17 protein-coding genes and 2 riboswitches are annotated in these 19,388 nt (G+C 37.2%); of the genes, 2 read left to right on the top strand and 15 right to left on the bottom strand.

Going from position 1 to position 19,388, the window contains the following annotated elements; all coding sequences use genetic code 11:
• Positions 1–226: 226 nt before the first annotated feature.
• The 3 genes from LG276_RS19255 to LG276_RS19265 form a co-directional block, all read right to left on the bottom strand.
• Entirely contained in the window at positions 227–2,212 is a 1,986-nt protein-coding gene (locus LG276_RS19255; RefSeq protein WP_404292528.1) for an iron ABC transporter permease, read from the bottom strand.
• A gap of 4 nt (positions 2,213–2,216) precedes the next feature.
• Positions 2,217–3,188, bottom strand: a complete 972-nt coding sequence (locus tag LG276_RS19260) for an ABC transporter substrate-binding protein (RefSeq protein ID WP_224938086.1) — start codon at positions 3,186–3,188, stop codon at positions 2,217–2,219.
• Between the two features lie 354 nt (positions 3,189–3,542).
• On the bottom strand, positions 3,543–3,689 hold the full coding sequence (locus LG276_RS19265) for a lmo0937 family membrane protein (RefSeq protein ID WP_224938087.1): 147 nt from the start codon (positions 3,687–3,689) through the stop codon (positions 3,543–3,545).
• A gap of 160 nt (positions 3,690–3,849) precedes the next feature.
• Between LG276_RS19265 and LG276_RS19270 the strand changes: the two genes are divergently transcribed.
• Positions 3,850–5,154 (top strand): lysine N(6)-hydroxylase/L-ornithine N(5)-oxygenase family protein, encoded by a 1,305-nt coding sequence (locus LG276_RS19270; protein ID WP_404292530.1) that lies wholly within the window; start codon positions 3,850–3,852, stop codon positions 5,152–5,154.
• A gap of 64 nt (positions 5,155–5,218) precedes the next feature.
• Here LG276_RS19270 and LG276_RS19275 read toward each other — a convergent pair whose 3' ends face one another.
• A complete protein-coding gene (locus LG276_RS19275) occupies positions 5,219–6,016 on the bottom strand; it encodes an SDR family oxidoreductase (RefSeq protein ID WP_404292532.1) in 798 nt (265 codons plus the stop codon).
• A gap of 117 nt (positions 6,017–6,133) precedes the next feature.
• Here LG276_RS19275 and LG276_RS19280 point away from each other — a divergent pair, with 117 nt between their 5' ends.
• Positions 6,134–6,688, top strand: coding sequence for a TetR/AcrR family transcriptional regulator (locus LG276_RS19280; protein ID WP_404292534.1), 555 nt, complete (start codon positions 6,134–6,136; stop codon positions 6,686–6,688).
• 101 nt (positions 6,689–6,789) lie between these two features.
• Here LG276_RS19280 and LG276_RS19285 read toward each other — a convergent pair whose 3' ends face one another.
• The 11 genes from LG276_RS19285 to LG276_RS19335 form a co-directional block, all read right to left on the bottom strand.
• Complete coding sequence (locus LG276_RS19285; RefSeq protein WP_251163579.1) at positions 6,790–7,872, bottom strand: N-acetylmuramoyl-L-alanine amidase; 1,083 nt, start codon at positions 7,870–7,872, stop codon at positions 6,790–6,792.
• A gap of 518 nt (positions 7,873–8,390) precedes the next feature.
• On the bottom strand, positions 8,391–9,788 hold the full coding sequence (sufB, locus tag LG276_RS19290; RefSeq protein ID WP_095371998.1) for a Fe-S cluster assembly protein SufB: 1,398 nt from the start codon (positions 9,786–9,788) through the stop codon (positions 8,391–8,393).
• A 71-nt stretch (positions 9,789–9,859) separates the two neighbouring features.
• On the bottom strand, positions 9,860–10,303 hold the full coding sequence (gene sufU, locus LG276_RS19295; protein ID WP_095371997.1) for a Fe-S cluster assembly sulfur transfer protein SufU: 444 nt from the start codon (positions 10,301–10,303) through the stop codon (positions 9,860–9,862).
• A complete protein-coding gene (locus LG276_RS19300; protein WP_404292536.1) occupies positions 10,293–11,522 on the bottom strand; it encodes a cysteine desulfurase in 1,230 nt (409 codons plus the stop codon). Before LG276_RS19300 ends, sufU begins: the two co-directional genes overlap by 11 nt.
• A complete protein-coding gene (gene sufD, locus LG276_RS19305; protein WP_095371995.1) occupies positions 11,522–12,832 on the bottom strand; it encodes a Fe-S cluster assembly protein SufD in 1,311 nt (436 codons plus the stop codon). The genes LG276_RS19300 and sufD overlap by 1 nt, the downstream gene beginning before the upstream one ends.
• 17 nt (positions 12,833–12,849) lie before the next feature.
• Entirely contained in the window at positions 12,850–13,632 is a 783-nt protein-coding gene (sufC, locus tag LG276_RS19310) for a Fe-S cluster assembly ATPase SufC (RefSeq protein WP_095371994.1), read from the bottom strand.
• 434 nt (positions 13,633–14,066) lie between these two features.
• Positions 14,067–14,219, bottom strand: coding sequence for a hypothetical protein (locus tag LG276_RS19315; RefSeq protein WP_157733903.1), 153 nt, complete (start codon positions 14,217–14,219; stop codon positions 14,067–14,069).
• A 753-nt stretch (positions 14,220–14,972) separates the two neighbouring features.
• Entirely contained in the window at positions 14,973–15,806 is an 834-nt protein-coding gene (locus tag LG276_RS19320) for a MetQ/NlpA family ABC transporter substrate-binding protein (protein WP_224938093.1), read from the bottom strand.
• Between the two features lie 12 nt (positions 15,807–15,818).
• Positions 15,819–16,487 carry a methionine ABC transporter permease gene (locus LG276_RS19325; RefSeq protein WP_095371992.1) on the bottom strand — a complete coding sequence of 223 codons (669 nt, stop codon included), beginning with the start codon at positions 16,485–16,487 and terminating at the stop codon, positions 15,819–15,821.
• The gene (locus LG276_RS19330) at positions 16,480–17,505 is read right to left on the bottom strand and encodes a methionine ABC transporter ATP-binding protein (protein WP_095371991.1); all 1,026 of its coding nucleotides are present in this window, start codon (positions 17,503–17,505) and stop codon (positions 16,480–16,482) included. Before LG276_RS19330 ends, LG276_RS19325 begins: the two co-directional genes overlap by 8 nt.
• A 113-nt stretch (positions 17,506–17,618) precedes the next feature.
• A riboswitch (SAM riboswitch) is annotated at positions 17,619–17,723 on the bottom strand.
• 88 nt (positions 17,724–17,811) lie between these two features.
• Positions 17,812–19,128, bottom strand: coding sequence for an O-acetylhomoserine aminocarboxypropyltransferase/cysteine synthase family protein (locus tag LG276_RS19335; protein ID WP_404292538.1), 1,317 nt, complete (start codon positions 19,126–19,128; stop codon positions 17,812–17,814).
• An 80-nt stretch (positions 19,129–19,208) separates the two neighbouring features.
• A riboswitch (SAM riboswitch) is annotated at positions 19,209–19,314 on the bottom strand.
• Between the last annotated feature and the right edge of the window lie 74 nt (positions 19,315–19,388).

The following is a 19,388-nucleotide window of genomic DNA, read 5'->3' on the forward strand; positions in this document are numbered from 1 at the left end:
TCAAAAACAGAAAAGAAAATTCTTAGAACATTCCATTAGCACTTTACTCATTTTGTGATTGCTCATCGGTATCAAAAAAGGAACCCTTACGCAGTAATAAGGAAAAGCATATAGAAAAAGTACCTTACTGGAGATGGTATAAATCAGATATCCGTTTCTTACTATGAGTTTAAAAGAAATAAAAAATAACCCGAACCATTGTTCAGATTATTTTTTATTAAACAGATTAACTCGCTTTGATTTTGTTCGTTTTCTTCAATAAATAAAGTAAGTATGGTGCACCAATTAAAGAAACAATTATTCCAGCAGGTATTTCTTTAGGAGCTAAAACGACTCTTCCAAGAAAATCAGCTGAAATAAGTAAAATCCCGCCAATTACTATGGTTAATGGCAGTAATTGTAGTAGCTTCGGACCGACCAGTTGTCTAGCAATATGTGGAGCTAGTAAACCGATAAATCCAATTGCTCCAACCACTGATACACTGATGCTTGACAACATAACAGCTAGTATAATCATAAACATACGCATTTTACTAGTTTTCACACCTAAACCAATGGATAGTTCATCACTCAATGATAAGATCTCGAATGTATTGGCCATATAGAGAATAACCGGAAAGAGTAGTAACGATGTTATCATCACAATTACTAGGTCACTCCAGCTTGTCCCATAGGTGCTACCAGCAAGCCATGTTAAAGCTTGTGATGCATGAAGGTTCGCACGTACTAATAAAATCTGTATAATAGCAGAACCTACCGCAGATATAGCAACACCCATTAATAATAGAATCATCGGTTGATAACCGCTCCGCGCACTAATAAACAATACAATTCCCATTGTAACAAGTGCACCAATTAATGCACCAATTGGAATAAGGACAAAGGGGGCTTGTGGAAAAACAATGAGAACCAACATCGCCACTACACTTGCACCTGAAGTCACACCTAAAACAGAAGCGTCAGCAAGTGGGTTACGTAAAACAGTCTGCATCATTAAACCGCTAGCCGCCATCATCATACCAATTCCGAAGCTGACGACCACTCGAGGCAAGCGAAAATCCCAAACGAAGGTATTATACATCAATTCTCTTGGCAATTCTAAAAGACTAGTGAAACTTGTTCCCCCAAACGACAGGCTAAACCCTACTAATCCAAGAACGGCGAGAGATATGAGGACATAAAATCTTTTAATATGCTTAATTCTCACTTTCCCCTCTAATGCTCCTCCAGCAGTTCTCGTTTTCCTACTTACCTTTAAGGCTAAATAGACTAACCAGGGTGCTCCTATAATGGCCGTCATTGCTCCTACAGGTAATTCGGACATACTAGAAATCATACGAACAAAGATGTCAGCACATATGAGTAAGCCTGCACCGACCACTATATTTCCTATTAGCATGGATCGATGCTTTCTAAAGCCCATTAAACGAACAATATGTGGAGCCATAATACCAACAAATCCAATGGGGCCTACTACTGTAACAGAGACAGCAGCTAATATAATTGCAATACCCCAACCTATTAATTTACTTATCATCACATTTTGTCCTAATCCTACAGCTACATCTTCTCCCAACAGTAAAGCGTCAAAACGATGACCTATTATAAAGGCAAAAAGAAGAGTGAAGAGAACCCATGGCAAAGCAAATTGAACGCCACTCCAATCAAGCTGTAACAATGTTCCCGCTCCCCATAAAAACAACCCGGACACTTCATTTTCATATAAAAGCTGCAGGGCACTAGTAAATGAAGAAAACAACATTGTTACTATCAATCCAGTTAATGCAATTCTAATAGGATCCAATGCTCTACCTACTAAAAAACTAACAATTAAAGCGGCTATGATTCCCCCAAGCATCGTCACGAAAAATGGAAAGGCACCCTTTATAGAAGGAAAGAAAATGGAAAAAAGAACAACAAAGAAAAATGCTCCTGCATGAATGCCTAGTGTACTTGCACTTGCGAGTGGATTTCTTGTCATTGTTTGTAATAACATCCCTGCTACGGCAAGTGCAGCTCCAACTAAACAACCAATTAAAAACCTCGGCATTCTACTATAAAGGAGAAAATTCAGTTCCTGCTCATTATCCCATACTTCCATCCAAAAGCTGAGTAAGCCTGTTGAAGCTTGTCCTTGGCTCAAGTGGATGAGACCAAGAATAATAAACAAGAGCACACATGCCGCAAATAATAGAAAGGGTTTAACTCTCATAACATTACTTCACTAATGTCTCTTCAACATGATCAACTAAAGTTTCCATTGAAAGAACACTACCAAACGTCCACACACCTGCGCCTACATCGTACATCAAATCATTTTCTACAAAGTATAAAGAGTTCCAAGCTTTGTTTCCTTCTAAATTACTAAATAACGGATCATCTTTTTGTACAGTATGAAGAAATATAGCTTCTTCGTACTTAGATACACCCTCTACATTTGTTGTAATAAAACCACTCGGCTGTGGATCTTGATCCTGTATTTTATTTGTCAATCCTATACCTTCAAGTGTATGGCTCACCGTCGAGTTTTCTGTAAATAATCGAAAGGTCGGGGCTTGATTCGCAGAATAAGCTTGTGTAAAAACAAATTCATTTGTCTTTAATTGAGCTGCAGATATATTCTCTTTCGCTTCTGCCATTTTTTCCTCTAAATGAGCAACTGCCTCGTCAGCCTCTTGTTCTTTACCTACTAGCTTACCTGTCTGCTTTAATGTATGTAACATGTAAGCATATAAGTCTTTTTGAGCTTCCTCTGTAGAACTATCAAAAATCACTACAGGAGCTATTTTTTCAAGGTCCGCTTTAAACTGTTCTTGATATTCCATACCAATAATCACATCGGGCTCTAACTTTGCTATTTCTTCAATATTTGGTTCTGTTCTTAAACCAATATCCACAACACTTTCATCTAATTTAGCATCAATTGTTACCCACTTATTAAACCCCTCTACATCAGCTACTGCAGCTGGTTGTACACCAACAGCTAATAACTCTTCAGCAACGCTCCATTCAAGAGCAACTACTTTCTCCTGAACTCCTTCAAAGCTGCGTTCACCTGACGCATCTTCAATGACAATCGTTTGATTACTATTATTATTCTCTTCTCCACTATTACTCTCTTCTTCCTTTTGCATACAACCAGCTAAAACGAGTACAAATAAAAGCATAATAAAATATAATTTCTTCATTAATCAAAGCTCCATTTCCAAAAAAATTAATTATCACAGCAATCTCATTCAAAGTGAAGAAAATTCCGAAATATTAAAAGCTAATCATTTGAGAATTTAATTTGATTTTAACCTTTCAACAATGATAATCATTCTCATTTTAATGTAAAAAATAGCGTTTGGCAATACACTATTTTATTGCTCACACTTCTATTCATTCTTTAATCAAATTCAATGCTCTTATCTTTAATAAAATCGTATATAATCCATATCATATCTTGAATGAACATTTCTTCAATCAAACGACACAATGAAAACGCCCACCTTAATGAAGGTGGGCGTTCGTTCTTATATTATTTACCCTCAGATGTCCCGTTAAGGTCTACGTCTTCCAGTAATTAATTGGAATACTAAAACGACGAGTGCAATAACTAATAATAGGTGGACAAGTCCTCCTGCGACATCAAAGCTAAATCCCAAAATCCATAAAATAATTAAAATACCGATAATCGTCCAGAGCATTTTACATTGTCCTTTCTGTTGTGTATTTGTTCGATACTCTTACATACCCCAGAAAAAAAACACTTAAACCTCCAGAACATTTTCTCTATGTTTAGAATATATGAGAGGAAGGGAAAATACAGAATAGATATTTCACCTATTAATGGAAGAAGGGATACTATTGGTCACACCTGTCGTTTATGATTTTATTGGCATTGGCTTAGGACCTTTTAATTTAAGTCTTGCAGCTTTAACTGATCGAGTCAAAGATTTAGATGGATTATTTTTTGAACAAGAAGAGGAGTTTGTTTGGCATCCAGGTATGCTTATAGAGGGCACAGATTTACAGACACCCTTTTTAGCTGATTTAGTAACATTTGCCGATCCAACCAGTCCATATACATTTATCAATTATTTACATACTCATGAGCGCTTATATGCCTTCTACTTTTTCAACCAATTCAACATTCCGCGCAAAGAATATAGCGACTATTGTAGTTGGGTAGCCCATCAATTATCACATTGTTATTTCAGCCATCGTGTAACAAATGTGATAGAAACAAAGGATCATCTTTATCAAGTAACTGTAGAGAATCTACTAAAAAAAGAAGTATCCAACTATTTAACAAAGAATCTCATTATCGGAACTGGCAGTATACCAATGGTGCCAAAGGGATTAGATGGAGATTGGCCAAACAATGAAATTAGTCACTCAAGTGAGTATTTGTTTCATGAGAAGCAATTGAAAAGTGGTCATTCAGTCACTGTAATCGGTTCTGGTCAAAGTGCATCTGAGATTTTTTTCGACTTATTGTTAGATCAGAAAAACCACGATTATGAACTAACATGGTTTACAAGATCTTCCGGCCTTTTTCAAAAAGAAGATGCCAAATTAGGGAAAGAATTTTTCTCACCTGAATATATTCATTATTTCCATCAACTTGATTTTGACCATCGTCTTGAAGCATTAGATTCTTTAAATCAACTACGGAATGGCATTGACCCCGAAACTTTAAAGAAAATTTATAACCTGCTTTACCATCGTTCTATTAGTGGGGAAAAACTCAATGTAACTATCCAACCCTTAACAGAAGCGCAGAAAATAGAGAAAATAGAGAAGACGTACCATCTACATTGTCAACAATGGCAGCAGGAGAAAAAATTTATTCATCAAACGGAAAAGGTCGTCTTAGCAACTGGTTATAAACCTGCCCTACCGAATTGGTTATCGCAATTTGCCGATGAAATCATTTGGGAAGACAATAAACGATTCAAAGTAACGGAAAATTATCAAATTGACTTTAAGAAAAAGAAAACAAATCATATCTATACCTTAACCAATATCGAGCATTCTCACGGGGCTAGTGCAACAAATCTAGGCCTATCTGTTCTAAGAAATCAAAAAATCATCAATTCAATTGCTGGAAAAGAAATATACCCTGAACCAACAAAAACGGTTTTTCAGCAATTTTCACCGAAACACTAGTCAATGTTGAGACAGTCAAAAAAGAAACCCTGCTGATGAAAGTTTATTCAGCAGGGTTTCTTTTTTATTTTAGGTTAGCGACAGTGCCACCGTCGACTCTTAAATCAGTACCAGTAATATAGCTTGCTGCATCACTCACTAGAAACGCAACAGCTGAAGCAATTTCAGGTGATTCTCCTTCACGCTGCAAAGGTGTTTTTTCTAGTAACATCTTCATTTGCTCAGATTGACTAGCTTCCTGTCTACCCATTGGTGTATTAATCGTACCTGGAGAAACAGAAACAATTCGCGCCCCTTTCTGTCCCCACCTCCATGCTTGGTCTTCTACAATTAATAAAACACCTAATTTCGAAAAGCTATAGGCAGCACCAGAATTCGTTTGATAGAAAGGCTCCATCTTCTCGTGTAAATCTTCAGCTAACGGTGCCTTTAGTATTTCGCTATACGGCCCTTCTTTTGGCACCATATGCCCACTCATTGAGGAAATACAGACGGCAACTGTCCCTTTTTTTGCGATTTCATAGAAGGCATCTAAAATGATACTTGTTCCTCTTAAATTAACATCAACAATTCTTTTCGCATCAGCCATCGTCGGTGATAATCCAGCTGTATTGATGATGGACTTTACTTCACCTAATGAATCAGCCGTTTGTGCCAATGCTCGAACATTTTCTTGATCTGTTATATCTACTGTTTGATAATGTACTTGAGTGATTCCTTTGTCATTTAACTCTTGCTGGGTCTGATTTAATCTCTCTTCATTCACATCGGCGAGCAAAAAGATATCTTCCTTGTTTAACGCTTCTGCAATCGCTTTTCCCATGCCACCTGTGCCACCAGTTATCACATGAACATTTGTCACTTATGTTCCCCTCCGTTATACTTCAATTTACTATCACTTATAATTGTAAAAAAACAAGCCAATACAAACAAACGACATTTTCATTCTAAATGTCCAATTTTAGGAGATGAGGAAACAATGCTACAAAATACATCTGCGAAAGCTTATATCATCACAGCACTACTTGAGCTATTACATCAAAAGACATTCTCTTCTATAACAGTAAAAGAGATTGTAAAAAGAGCAGGCATCAGTCGCTCTACCTTCTATGTCTATTACTATGATAAATATGATTTACTTGATCAACTCTCAAAGGACATTATCAACGAATTTTTAGCGTTTTATCCTCAAGCTAAAAAAAGGCACAATCATCATTTAAAGGTAGAAGAAACAACCAAGGATATATGTAATCATGTCTTTTTTTATCAATCTTTCTATAAAGAACAGTTTCAAAATCCACAATTTATTCACCATCTATCACGAGAACTATCTGCTGCATTGATGCATGTATATAACCATAAAAGCTACGCCTCCTTTTCGAGTTATGGGACAGTAGGCTTTCTGGCTGAATGGGTATACGACTCTTTTCGAATGACACCTGAGGAAGCTGCTATAGAATTAAGAAAGATAGGGACGACAGATTGGTCAGCTTTACATACAGACATGAAAACGGTGAACTTTAAGGAAAATTGATTATTCCATTAAGGACCGCTACAAATTGAATTCCTCTATGCAATAATATAAAAAAGCAAGGTGAATACTTCCATTAAAGTAACCTTGCTTTTTATGTTCATTTATTTAACAAAAGTTCCTGCATTTAGTCGTCGTTGCATTTCTTTTACTACGAGGGATGGACGACTTAATACACCATCAGCAACCGTCCCCAAATATATCTGTAACGCTCTTACTGTTTGAGGGCCCATAAAACCATCAGGATTTGCACCAATCAGTCGTTGTAATGCTTTTACCATTGGACTTCCTTGTTTTCCACTAGCAAAGTGAATCGTTCCATCATAGAAGGCATTCGTTACACTATTTTTCGGCTGATTACTGATGATACCATCAACAGGAGTACCAAGTGCTTTTTGTAGTGCTCTCGTTGTTGATTTTCCCCATTTTCCGTCCACATTCAGATTCGCTTTCGGGGCTGTTTGCGGCTTCTTCGGCACTCCTTTTTTGATTTTTTCTAATAAAGCAATATTTTGCGCCGCCGTACCTTGATAATTATTCATCCCATATTGCTTTGCTAATATTGCTCGATTCTTGAAGGATGAGTCTATTCCTTGTGCGTTGAGATAGTCGACAATACTATTTCCATTCTCAACCGGTTTTGGTTTTGGCTGATTAGGACCGGGTGAAGGGGATCCGAAATTTTCCTCTTCCTGCACCCCATCTACTTTATTCAAAAAATCCTCCCATGTAATGCCCTTATAACCCGCGCGCAATTGTGCGGGGCAGTTTTTCCCTGACCAGTCGTGATGTTGTTTAATTCTACTCCGATCCAACCCATACTTGTCCATCAACATTTTGACTAATGCTGCACCATTATTGATTGTCTGTTCATAATCTCCATCGGCATTGATGCACATTTCAATATGAATCGACGCCGTATTCCCTGGCCCTCGCCCATCTCCTGCTGCCCAGCACATCACATTATCTTCAAATGATTGTATTGCCATGCGATCATCCACCTGGTAGTGCCAACTAGCTTGTCTTGCATTTAAGTTCGACTGTAAATTAGCATGCATCTGTGCATTTGCTCCGATTCCCATATTTCCTGTTTGATGTGGTGTTATATATTGAATTTTGTTTCCTTTACCATAAGAGCGTTGATTAACCACTTCCTGAGATACCAGCTGCTTTATCACATTAACCATATAAAACACTCTCCTTTCTATAATATATAAGTAAAAAGGACTGCCCGTGTGGACAGCCCTTCATAAAAAATACATATAGAAAGCCTATTTTCTCTATAGAATGGAGGAGTGAAAAGATATAATGATCAATTTACTGATCTGAGTATAAAAGACGCATTTGCTACTCTATTGTTTCAACCTTGTTGTTAGTACAAATGCATTTTGCTCCCCAAAATATAGCGTAGCAACCTAAGACATGATTGACATTCAAAATTATGACAATAACGAACGACTTGCTAAGGTTTTTGGGTGGGAAAATTCCTTGCATTCATCTCACTCTGTAGACAATTACAAAAAAGAGCATGACTGATTAAACCATAAATAACCTCTGACTTAACTCAAAAAAAAGAAGAAGACGAACTAAAAAAGTTCGCCTCATATACTAAAATAAACGAGAAAAAATCTATATCTGCCCGAAACCGGCACGAATAATTTTTACTCCAAACAAAAAACCCTTATATAATAAGGGTTTTAAGCATTTATCCAATTGAACCTTCCATCTCGAACTTGATTAAACGGTTCATTTCAACAGCATATTCCATTGGAAGTTCTTTTGTAAATGGTTCGATGAAGCCCATAACAATCATTTCTGTTGCTTCTTCTTCAGAAATACCTCTGCTCATTAGATAAAATAATTGTTCTTCAGATACTTTAGATACCTTTGCTTCGTGCTCTAATGAAATATTGTCATTCATGATTTCATTATAAGGGATTGTATCAGAAGTTGACTGATTATCCATAATTAATGTATCACATTCAATATTTGAACGTGCGCCAGTTGCTTTACGTCCAAATTGAACAATTCCACGGTAAGTTACTTTACCACCTTGTTTAGCAATTGATTTAGAGACAATTGTCGAAGATGTATTAGGTGCTAAGTGTAGCATTTTCGCACCTGCATCTTGGTGTTGTCCTTTACCTGCTAATGCGATGGACAATGTCATACCACGAGCGCCTTCACCTTTAAGAATAACGGCTGGATATTTCATCGTTAGTTTGGATCCGATGTTACCATCAATCCATTCCATTGTTGCATTTTCTTCACAAACTGCACGTTTTGTAACGAGGTTAAACACGTTATTTGCCCAGTTTTGAATTGTTGTATAACGGCAATATGCGCCTTTTTTGATGATAATTTCAACTACGGCACTATGCAATGAATTTGTTGTATAAACAGGTGCTGTACAACCTTCAACATAGTGTACATGTGCGCCTTCATCTACAATGATTAACGTACGCTCGAACTGACCCATATTCTCAGAGTTAATACGGAAGTAAGCTTGTAATGGTGTGTCTACTTTAATTCCTTTAGGAACGTAGATGAATGAACCACCAGACCATACGGCTGAGTTTAATGCAGCGAATTTATTATCTGTCGGTGGGATTACCTTTGCCCAGTGCTCACGGAAAATATCTTCGTTTTCACGTAGGGCAGAATCTGTATCTTTAAAGACAATTCCTTTTGACTCAAGATCCTCTTGCATATTATGGTAAACAACCTCAGATTCGTATTGAGCAGAAACCCCAGCAAGATATTTTTGCTCCGCTTCTGGAATACCTAACTTATCAAAAGTTTGTTTGATTTCTTCAGGTACCTCATCCCAAGAACGCTCTGTTTTCTCAGATGGTTTTACATAATACGTAATCTCATCAAAGTTTAGTGCTGATAGATCGCCACCCCATTGAGGCATTGGCATATTGTAGAAGTGCTCTAAAGATTTCAATCGGAAGTCAAGCATCCATTGAGGCTCTTCCTTCATTTTAGAAATCTCTTGCACGATTTCTTTTGTTAAACCGCGTTTTGACCGGAAAATGGAAATGTCCTTATCGGCAAATCCATACTTGTAATCGCCGATTTCAGGTGCTTTTTTTGCCATTTCGTATTCCTCCATTCTTATGGTTAGAAAAATCCTTCACCATGATTTATTTTAACGTCACAACTCTATGACTACTTAGCTGTATCTTCCTCGTTCATTCCCTTTTCCATCGCCTTCCACGCTAGTGTCGCACACTTAATACGTGCCGGAAATTGGGAAACACCTTGAAGTGCTTCAATATCACCCAAATCGATATCATCGTCATAATCTTTCCCAAGCATCATATCAGAAAAAATATGAGATAGCTTTACTGCTTCTTCCTTTGTTTTTCCCTTAATCGCCTGTGTCATCATAGATGCCGATGACATTGAGATAGAACAGCCTTCACCTTCAAATTTGGCATCAGCGACTTTCCCATCTTCGAGCTTTAAGGTTAACTGAATTCTATCTCCACAAGTCGGATTATTCATATTAACTGTTAAGCTATCATCTTCAAGTACGCCTTTGTTTCGAGGGTTCTTGTAGTGATCCATAATCACTTGGCGATAGAGGGTATCTAAGTTATTAAAAGACATCGCTGAAATACTCCTTCGTTTTGATAAGCCCTGTTGTAAGCTTATCAATATCTTCTTCTGTGTTATATAAATAGAAGCTTGCTCTAGCTGTTGCTGATTGCTTCAACCATTTCATTAACGGCTGTGCACAATGATGTCCCGCTCTAATAGCGATTCCTTCAGCATCTAATACCGTTGCCACATCATGCGGGTGAACATCATCTAAATTAAATGTAACAATCCCTGCACGATTTGCTGCTGTTTTTGGACCGAAAATTTTCATGCCTTCTACTTCAGAAAGTCTCTCTAAAGCATAAGCAGCAAGCTTATGTTCGTGAGCCTCAATTTGGTCTAAACCAATTTCTTCTAAGAAATCAATCGCTGCACCTAGTCCAATCGCTCCAGCAATGATTGGTGTGCCACCTTCAAACTTCCACGGAAGTTCTTTCCATGTAGACTCATATAAGCCGACAAAATCAATCATTTCGCCACCAAATTCAACTGGCTCCATATTTTCTAAAAGTTGTTTCTTACCATATAGAACGCCAATACCAGTAGGTCCACACATTTTATGTCCTGAAAAAGCAAGAAAATCACAATCTAGATCTTGCACATCAATTTTTAAATGCGGTGCCCCTTGTGCAGCATCAACAACCATTACAGCTCCATGCTGATGAGCAATTTTGGCAATATCTTTTATAGGATTGATTACACCCAATACATTAGATACAAGTGTAACAGAAACAATTTTCGTTTGGTCTGTAATTGTAGCGGAAACATCACTCAGAGCAATTGTTCCATCTTCTTGTAATGGTAAATATTTTAATGTTGCACCAGTTTCCTTAGCCACTTGTTGCCAAGGAATAATATTACTATGGTGCTCCATATAGGAGATAACAATCTCATCCCCTTCTGAAAGATTCGCTCTCGCATAGCTTGCAGCCACTTTATTTATACTAGTCGTTGTTCCCCTAGTAAAGATAATTTCTTCAGTGGATTTTGCTTGAATAAACTTGCGGACTTTTTCTCTGGCGCCTTCATAGCCGTCAGTAGCCCTTGTACCTAAAGTGTGTACACCTCTATGAACATTTGAATTATCGTTATGATAATATTTTTGTACCGCTTCAATCACTTGAATTGGTTTTTGTGATGTAGCACCGCTATCTAAATACACTAATGGATGGCCATTGACTTCTTGATTTAGTATTGGAAATAGCTCGCGAATCTCTTTTGCATTCATTATTGAACTTTCCCTTCGATCACAGCTGTTAATTGCTTTTTAACCCCTTCGATAGGAAGAGCATTAACTACTGGAGCAAGGAAGCCATGAATAACAAGGCGTTCTGCTTCTTTTTGTGAAATACCACGACTCATCAAATAATATAATTGTAACGGATCGACACGACCAACAGAAGCTGCGTGACCAGCTGTTACATCATCTTCATCAATCAATAGAATTGGGTTCGCATCTCCACGTGCTTTTTCGCTTAGCATTAATACACGAGATTCTTGTTCTGCATTCGCCTTTGTCGCTCCGTGCTCAATTTTGCCAATTCCATTAAAGATGGAAGTAGCTGCATCCTTCATTACACCATGTTTTAAGATGTAACCTTCAGATGCTTTACCGAAGTGTACAATGTTTGTTGTAAAGTTTTGCGTTTGTTTCCCGCGACCTACAACGACTGTTTTCATATCTCCATATGAACCATCGCCGATTAAATTCGTTTTATTATCAGAAACTGTATCGCCATCATTCATTAAGCCTAATGCCCATTCAATACGTGCATCTCGGCCAGCAACTCCGCGACGATTCACATATACAGTAGTTCCAGCAGATAAAGTGTCTACCGCTCCATAAGTTACTTTTGCATTTGTATTAGCAACAACTTCGGAAATGATGTTAAAAATGCCTTTGCTTTCTTCCATTGTTGAAATGTAGTTTTCTACATAAGTAACAGAACTATTATCTTCAGCAACCAATAATACATGATTGAATAGGTTTGCTTCTTGATCGTCGTGAATAAATACAGAGTGTAGTGGCTCTTTGATTTCTACATTTTTAGGAATATAGACAAATACGCCACCATTCATCAGTGCAGCATGTAAAGCTGTTAACTTATGTTCGTCAACCTTTACCCCATCTGTCATATAATATTTTTGCAACAAATCTCCGTGCTCTCTAGCAGCAGTAAAGATGTCGGTGAAAATAACACCTTGATCTAGAACTGTCTTTGATAAAGAGATATATGCCGGACGATTATTACGCTGAATATATAAATTTTGGTCAGCTGATTCTAAATTAATTAAGCTTCTTACTTCTTCTGGCAAATCTGTTAATGAAGAGTAATCTTCACTTCCCACGATATGCTTATCAAATTGAGTGAAATTCCATTTTGAAATATTTGTTTTATCAGGCTTAGGCATTGGAAGATCTTCAGCTTTCTCCAGTGCGTTTACACGGAGATCTGTCATCCATGCAGGCTCGCCCATATCTTTTGAAAAAGAATGTACGTATTCTTTATCAAATGGTAACTTTATTTCTGTTGACATAGTGATCCTCCTAACTCTTACGCTTCTTGCTCAACTGATTCGTCTTCAATACCTAATTCTTTTTTAATCCAGTCATAACCTTCAGCTTCTAGTCTTTGTGCTAATTCTGGTCCACCAGACTTAACGACACGACCTTGCATCATTACATGCACGTGATCTGGCGTGATGTAGTTTAATAGACGTTGGTAGTGAGTAATAATTAAGCAACCAAACTCCTCACCGCGCATTTCGTTAATCCCTTTAGAAACGACTTTCAATGCATCGATATCTAATCCAGAATCAATTTCATCAAGAATCGCAATTTTAGGCTCAATCATCATCATCTGTAGGATTTCATTACGTTTTTTCTCCCCACCAGAGAAGCCTTCGTTTAAGTAACGTTGGGCCATATCTGTATCCATTTCAAGATACTCCATGTTTTTATCCATTTTACGAATGAATTTCATTAGAGAAATCTCTTCGCCTTCTTCTCGACGGCTATTAATTGCGGAACGTAAAAAATCTGCATTTGTTACGCCACTGATTTCACTTGGGTACTGCATTGCTAGGAATAGACCTGCGCGCGCGCGCTCATCTACTTCCATTTCAAGTACATCTTCACCATCTAAAATAATACTTCCTTTTGTTACTTCATATTTCGGATGTCCCATAATTGCGGAAGATAATGTTGATTTACCTGTTCCGTTAGGACCCATAATTGCGTGGATTTCTCCACCCTTTATCTCAAGGTTAACACCCTTTAAAATCTCTTTTCCTTCAATTTCAACATGAAGGTCTTTAATTGTTAATGTAGATGCCATGTTTATACCTCCGTAATAAAAAAGATTTGCCCTGTTAAGTCAAATCTCATTTCTAGTTTAATTCTCACTTTATTCTCATTACAATCTTATAACAAATTAAATGTGATATCAACTCTTTGCACATATTAGACGATATTTCCACTATGTATATGTTGTAAACCTATCACCATCCATTATTCTACACTAAATTTAGCGAAAATAACTCATTTTTCTTCTATTTATATATGACTTATTGTTAAGTTCGTTTCTACTTGCATTTATGTCCAAATTAAAATCATCATAATCATCTTGTTCATAAGCAATTATATGAAAAAAAGAAGCCAGCTTTTTACATAATAAATAGTTTCACGCTTCTTTAACATTGGCGTAATGAAATCACATGTTCATTTATTGTATACAAAAAGAGCCGTCTATCTGACAGCTCTACTCTTTATTTAAGCATGTGCTTTACGTTCGATATCGGCAACAATTCTTTGACTCTTTAAGTAATCTTTTTCACGCTGTTTTTCTACGCGCATCCTTACATCTTGTCTTTGGCAATACGTTTCATAACCTACACCGTATGCTCCGTGCATGGCCTTTTCCATTTCGCTTGTGTAATTCAGCTGTAGCTGACTAATAATGAATCAATCCTTTCAAATTTTCGCCGTTTAAAGCGTTATAATGATTACAATAAAAATACTACACTATAAACTTACCCCATTCAAACACGATAAAACATGAAAATACGCTTTTTTACTGAATTTATCGCGATTGGTTTTATCCACCTCTTTTATTCATAAATTCATGGGTCATTACTTACAAATATTCATCTTTACTCATACACAAGTTAGAAATGACTATTTTGTCTGTGCAAAATACCTCTAATCAACAGTTAAGGCCACCTTTGTAAGATTAAGCAATATACAGAGAATTATTATCTGTTTTTTATTAAGCTGGTTGGTATTTTTACTTCCGATATACGAGCAAAGCGATTTTGTTCTGCTATCTTTGGATTTTCTCTCTGGATGCACGTGCAAATAGACTTTGTTCTGCTATCTTTGGTTTTTTCTCTCTCGATGCACGCGCAAGCCGCTTTTATTAGCAATTTTTCGTATCCTTAACCTTAATGAACGCGGAAACCCGATCATGGGGGAAAAGCGTTTTAACTTGATTTATTATTTTCTTTCTTAATAATACGAATTTCCCTCACTACTTGTTTCTATCAAATCGAATTTAGGGATTCTCTAAAAGCCGTCTAATCTACCTTTATTTGCATCAATTGTACTAGTTAGTCCCTATACATCGCCTTACCAAAAAAAGAAGCCTACAACTAAGTAGACTTCTTTAATAAATTTCTATTATTCAGTAACAGGTACAACTGCACCTTCATATTGTTCTTCAATGAAACTTTGGATTTCTTCAGAGTGTAATACTTCTAGTAGTGCTTTAATTTCTTCTTTGTCTTCATCCCCAGCTCTAACTGCGATTACATTCACATATGGAGAATCACTTTCTTCAAGTGCAATTGCATCTTCCACTGGATTTAAGCCAGCATCAATCGCATAGTTAGAGTTAATTAGAACTGCGTCACCTTCTCCATTATTATATATTTGTGGAAGAAGTGCTGCTTCATACTCTGTATCAAACTTTATATTTTTCGTATTTTCCTCAATATCATCAATTGTCGCTGTCGTTTTATCGACATCAGCTTTTAGTGTAATCAAACCTTCCTTTTCTAACATTGTCAAAATACGACCGTGGTCAGGTACAGAGCTACTCATAATAATTGTTGCTCCTTCTGGAAGATCATCTAAGCTATCATATTCTTGTGAATAAACACCAATCGGCTCGATATGAACACCACCAGCATTAACAAAATCATAATCATTTTCAGCCATTTGAGATTCTAAATAAGGGATATGTTGGAAATAGTTCGCATCAATATCGCCACCCTCTAACGCTTGGTTCGGTACAATATAATCTTGGAAGGTTGTGATATCCAATTCAATTCCTTTTTCTTCTAATAAAGGTTTTGCTTCATTTAGGATTTCAGCATGCGGTACATTAGATGCCCCAATTTTTAATGTTTTTGTTCCTTCATCAGATCCTTCGCTACCTTCATCTGAAGATCCACAAGCAGCAATAAATAATGCAACAGCTGCAATCATTAAAACAGATAACCATTTTTTCATTTTTTAGCTCTCCTATCGTTTGTCTAGTTTGGAAGTAATCAAATCACCAATCATTTGAATGATAAACACGATAATTAAGATAATAATCGTTGCAATCCATACAACGTCATATCTACTTCTTTGGAAACCTTCTAAGTAGGCAAGATTCCCTAATCCTCCTGCACCTATGACACCTGCCATCGCCGTATATCCGACTAGCGCAATCGCTGTAACGGTAATACCCGAAACAAGCGCTGGCATAGATTCAGGAATGAGTACCTTCCATATAATTGTACTTGTTTTTGCACCCATCGATTTAGAGGCTTCAATGACACCTTTATCAATCTCACGTAAGCCAATTTCCACCATTCTTGCATAGAAAGGTGCTGCACCAATAATGAGTGCTGGCAATGCTGCATTTTCTCCAATCATTGTCCCTAAAATCATTTTTGTGAAAGGGATTAGTAACACAATCAAGATTAAGAACGGAATGGATCGAAAGACATTAACAAATGCCGCAATAATTTTATTAACTAGCTGATTTTGCCATATATTCCCTTTAGAAGTTAAGAACAAAAGTAATCCAAGAATAATTCCTAAAATAAACGTGGCTATAACAGAAATACTTGTCATATATAAAGTTTCTTTTGTTGCTTCCCACATTCTTTCCCAATCCACATTTGGTAGCCATTCATTAAGCATGGGAAATCACCTCCACGCCAACCTTCTGCGAATGAATATATTCAATCGCGCGGGTAACCTCATCCGACTCTCCATCTATATGAATAAATAAGGTACCGTAAGAGCCACTTTGTGTTTGGGATATCTTTCCTTGTAATACATTCACTGTTACATTGTAGTGACGAATTAAGTTTGTGATTAATGGTTGTTCCGCTGAACCACCTACAAATCCAAGTTGAACAATTTGGCCATTTGGATAAGCACTCAGTAAATGTGTAATCGTTTCCTTCGTTTCTTCCGGTTCGGTCACTTGTTGAACAAAACGCTTCGTAATAGGTTCTTTTGGCTTTTGGAACACATCTAGCACTTCGCCAATTTCAACAATTCTTCCACCTTCCATGACAGCCACACGGTGGCAAATCTTGCGAATGACATGCATTTCATGCGTAATTAACACAATAGTTAACCCTAAACGTTCATTAATATCAACAAGTAAGTCGAGAATACTATCAGTTGTTTGCGGATCTAGAGCACTTGTCGCCTCATCACATAACAGTACTTTAGGATTATTGGCAAGTGCTCGAGCAATACCTACTCGCTGTTTTTGTCCACCGCTTAATTGCGAAGGATAGGCATCCTCTCGACCATCTAGTCCGACCAATTTAATTAATTCATTAACTCTCTCTAGTCGCGCTTTCTTAGGTACACCAGCAATTTCTAATGGAAACGCAATGTTTTCTCGAACTGTTCGAGACCATAATAAATTAAAATGTTGAAAAATCATGCTTATTTCTTGTCTAGCCTTTCTTAAGCTAGCACCTTTTATGCGAGAAACTTCATTCCCAGCTACAGATACAACGCCTTCAGTCGGGATTTCAAGTCCATTTAACATACGAATCAATGTACTTTTACCTGCACCACTGTATCCGATTACACCGAATATTTCACCCTCGTTAATTTCGAGGTTAACATTGTCTACTGCATTTACTTTCCCGTTTTTCGTTGAGAAAATCTTTTTTACATCTTTTATTGAAATCATCTTATACTTCACCTCTTCAATCCAGAAAAACCAACACATTTATAGCATATCCATTGTTTTTAAAAAAAGCCTTCCTGCTTATGAGCAGAAAGGCTTGTTATGAAAATTCCTTTCTCTCATCTTTCAAAGCTAATGCTTTGAGTGAATTGGCACCATTTCAATTAAATGACGGTTGCCGGGCTTCAAAGGGCACTTCCCTCCACCTCTCTAAATAAGAGCAAACTATGAATATATTGAATTTTTTTGTGTACCTGTGTAATAGTATCATGTCATTGAAGTAGGTGTCAAATCTGAAAATAATAGTTGTTAGGCCCTTATATTTAATGAAGCAATACCGGTTGCCGCTTCAATAGCAGATTCAAGATCATCGATCAAATCTTCTACATTTTCAATTCCAATTGATAATCGGATTAAGTCTTCAGGTACACCTGCTTGTTTTAACCCATCTTGATTAAGTTGTTGATGCGTTGTGCTTGCTGGATGTATAATAAGACTTTTTGCATCACCTACATTCGCTACATGTGCGAACAGCTCAACCGAATTAATAACCTTCGCACCTGCTTTGCGCCCACCAGATATGCCAAAAACGACAACTGCCCCTGCACCTTTAGATAAATATTTGTCTGCTAATTCTTTATTAGGATGGTTGTCATCGCCCGGATAAAGTACCCAATTAACAGCAGGGTGATTATTCAAATATTGCACAATTTTTTTCGTATTAGCAATATGTTCTTTCATTCGAACCGTTAACGTTTCTAAACCTAAAGTGAATTGGAAGGCGCTTTGTGCACTTAGTGCTGGACCTAAATCCCTTAGAAGCTGCACTCTCGCCTTAGTAATATATGCTACAGGGCCAAGTGCCTCACTATATACTAAATCGTTATAGCTTGTATCCGGCTGACTTAATCCTGGATACTTCTCTGAATTCCAATCAAATTTACCACCGTCAACAATGATTCCCCCCATTGTCGTCCCATTCCCCAGTAACCATTTCGTAGCAGAATGAACAACAATATCTGCGCCATGCTCAATCGGCCGACATAGATAAGGAGTTGCAAATGTGTTATCAACCACTAACGGCACACCATGTTCATGGGCGATATTAGAAACCGTTTCAATATCTAGTACTTGTAAACTCGGGTTACCAATGGTTTCGGCAAATACAGCTCGTGTCTTTTCATTGATTGCTGCTCGTAGTTCCTCTTCATTATTCATATCGATAAGCCTAACGTTGATGCCGTACTTTGGTAAAGTGACTGTAAATAAATTATATGTACCTCCATATAAATTAGAGGCAGCTACAATTTCATCACCCGCTTGAACAATATTAAGAAGTGCTAAGTAAATGGCTGCTTGCCCGCTTGCTAATGCTAATGCGCCTGTTCCCCCTTCTAACAATGCAACTCTTTCCTCAAACACAGTAACCGTTGGATTATGAATACGAGAATAAATATATCCTGTTTCTTTTAAGCCAAATAAGTCTTGCGCATGCTCTGTATTTTGGAATTGATAAGCATTATTTTGATAGATTGGGACTGCTCTTGCCCCTGTTACTGGATCAGGTTTTAGCCCACCATGAACACCAATTGTTTCAAAACGAAGTTGCTTTTCTTTTTCTGCCATTTTACATCTCTCCTCTTTTTTAAATTGGAAAGAAAAGACGACCAAAAACCCTCTTCACAAAGAAGAGGGTTTATCATCTCTTCTTATCTATCAGAGCTTTTATGCTCTGCTGGAATTAGCACCGTGTATCAAACAACCGGTTGCCGGGTTTCATAGGGCCAGTCCCTCCACCACTCTCGATAAGAATATTTAATTTTCTAATTATTCTAAGGATAGAATAACAACCTTTTTTTGGGAAGTCAATCTTTTTTTAGTACATT

Source organism: Cytobacillus kochii (assembly GCF_044790165.1).
GTDB classification, from domain to species: Bacteria; Bacillota; Bacilli; order Bacillales; family Cytobacillaceae; genus Cytobacillus; species Cytobacillus kochii.

Excerpts from the sequence above, each read along its gene's own strand:
- LG276_RS19280 (WP_404292534.1), top strand. The coding sequence starts at position 6,134 with ATGCTACAAAATACATCTGCGAAAGCTTATATCATCACAGCACTACTT.
- LG276_RS19260 (WP_224938086.1), bottom strand. The coding sequence starts at position 3,188 with ATGAAGAAATTATATTTTATTATGCTTTTATTTGTACTCGTTTTAGCT.
- sufU (WP_095371997.1), bottom strand. The coding sequence starts at position 10,303 with ATGTCTTTTAATAACTTAGATACCCTCTATCGCCAAGTGATTATGGAT.
- LG276_RS19315 (WP_157733903.1), bottom strand. The coding sequence starts at position 14,219 with ATGGAAAAGGCCATGCACGGAGCATACGGTGTAGGTTATGAAACGTAT.
- sufC (WP_095371994.1), bottom strand. The coding sequence starts at position 13,632 with ATGGCATCTACATTAACAATTAAAGACCTTCATGTTGAAATTGAAGGA.
- LG276_RS19320 (WP_224938093.1), bottom strand. The coding sequence starts at position 15,806 with ATGAAAAAATGGTTATCTGTTTTAATGATTGCAGCTGTTGCATTATTT.
- LG276_RS19265 (WP_224938087.1), bottom strand. The coding sequence starts at position 3,689 with ATGCTCTGGACGATTATCGGTATTTTAATTATTTTATGGATTTTGGGA.
- LG276_RS19255 (WP_404292528.1), bottom strand. The coding sequence starts at position 2,212 with ATGAGAGTTAAACCCTTTCTATTATTTGCGGCATGTGTGCTCTTGTTT.
- LG276_RS19335 (WP_404292538.1), bottom strand. The coding sequence starts at position 19,128 with ATGGCAGAAAAAGAAAAGCAACTTCGTTTTGAAACAATTGGTGTTCAT.
- sufD (WP_095371995.1), bottom strand. The coding sequence starts at position 12,832 with ATGTCAACAGAAATAAAGTTACCATTTGATAAAGAATACGTACATTCT.
- LG276_RS19285 (WP_251163579.1), bottom strand. The coding sequence starts at position 7,872 with ATGGTTAATGTGATAAAGCAGCTGGTATCTCAGGAAGTGGTTAATCAA.
- LG276_RS19300 (WP_404292536.1), bottom strand. The coding sequence starts at position 11,522 with ATGAATGCAAAAGAGATTCGCGAGCTATTTCCAATACTAAATCAAGAA.
- LG276_RS19325 (WP_095371992.1), bottom strand. The coding sequence starts at position 16,487 with ATGCTTAATGAATGGCTACCAAATGTGGATTGGGAAAGAATGTGGGAA.
- LG276_RS19330 (WP_095371991.1), bottom strand. The coding sequence starts at position 17,505 with ATGATTTCAATAAAAGATGTAAAAAAGATTTTCTCAACGAAAAACGGG.
- sufB (WP_095371998.1), bottom strand. The coding sequence starts at position 9,788 with ATGGCAAAAAAAGCACCTGAAATCGGCGATTACAAGTATGGATTTGCC.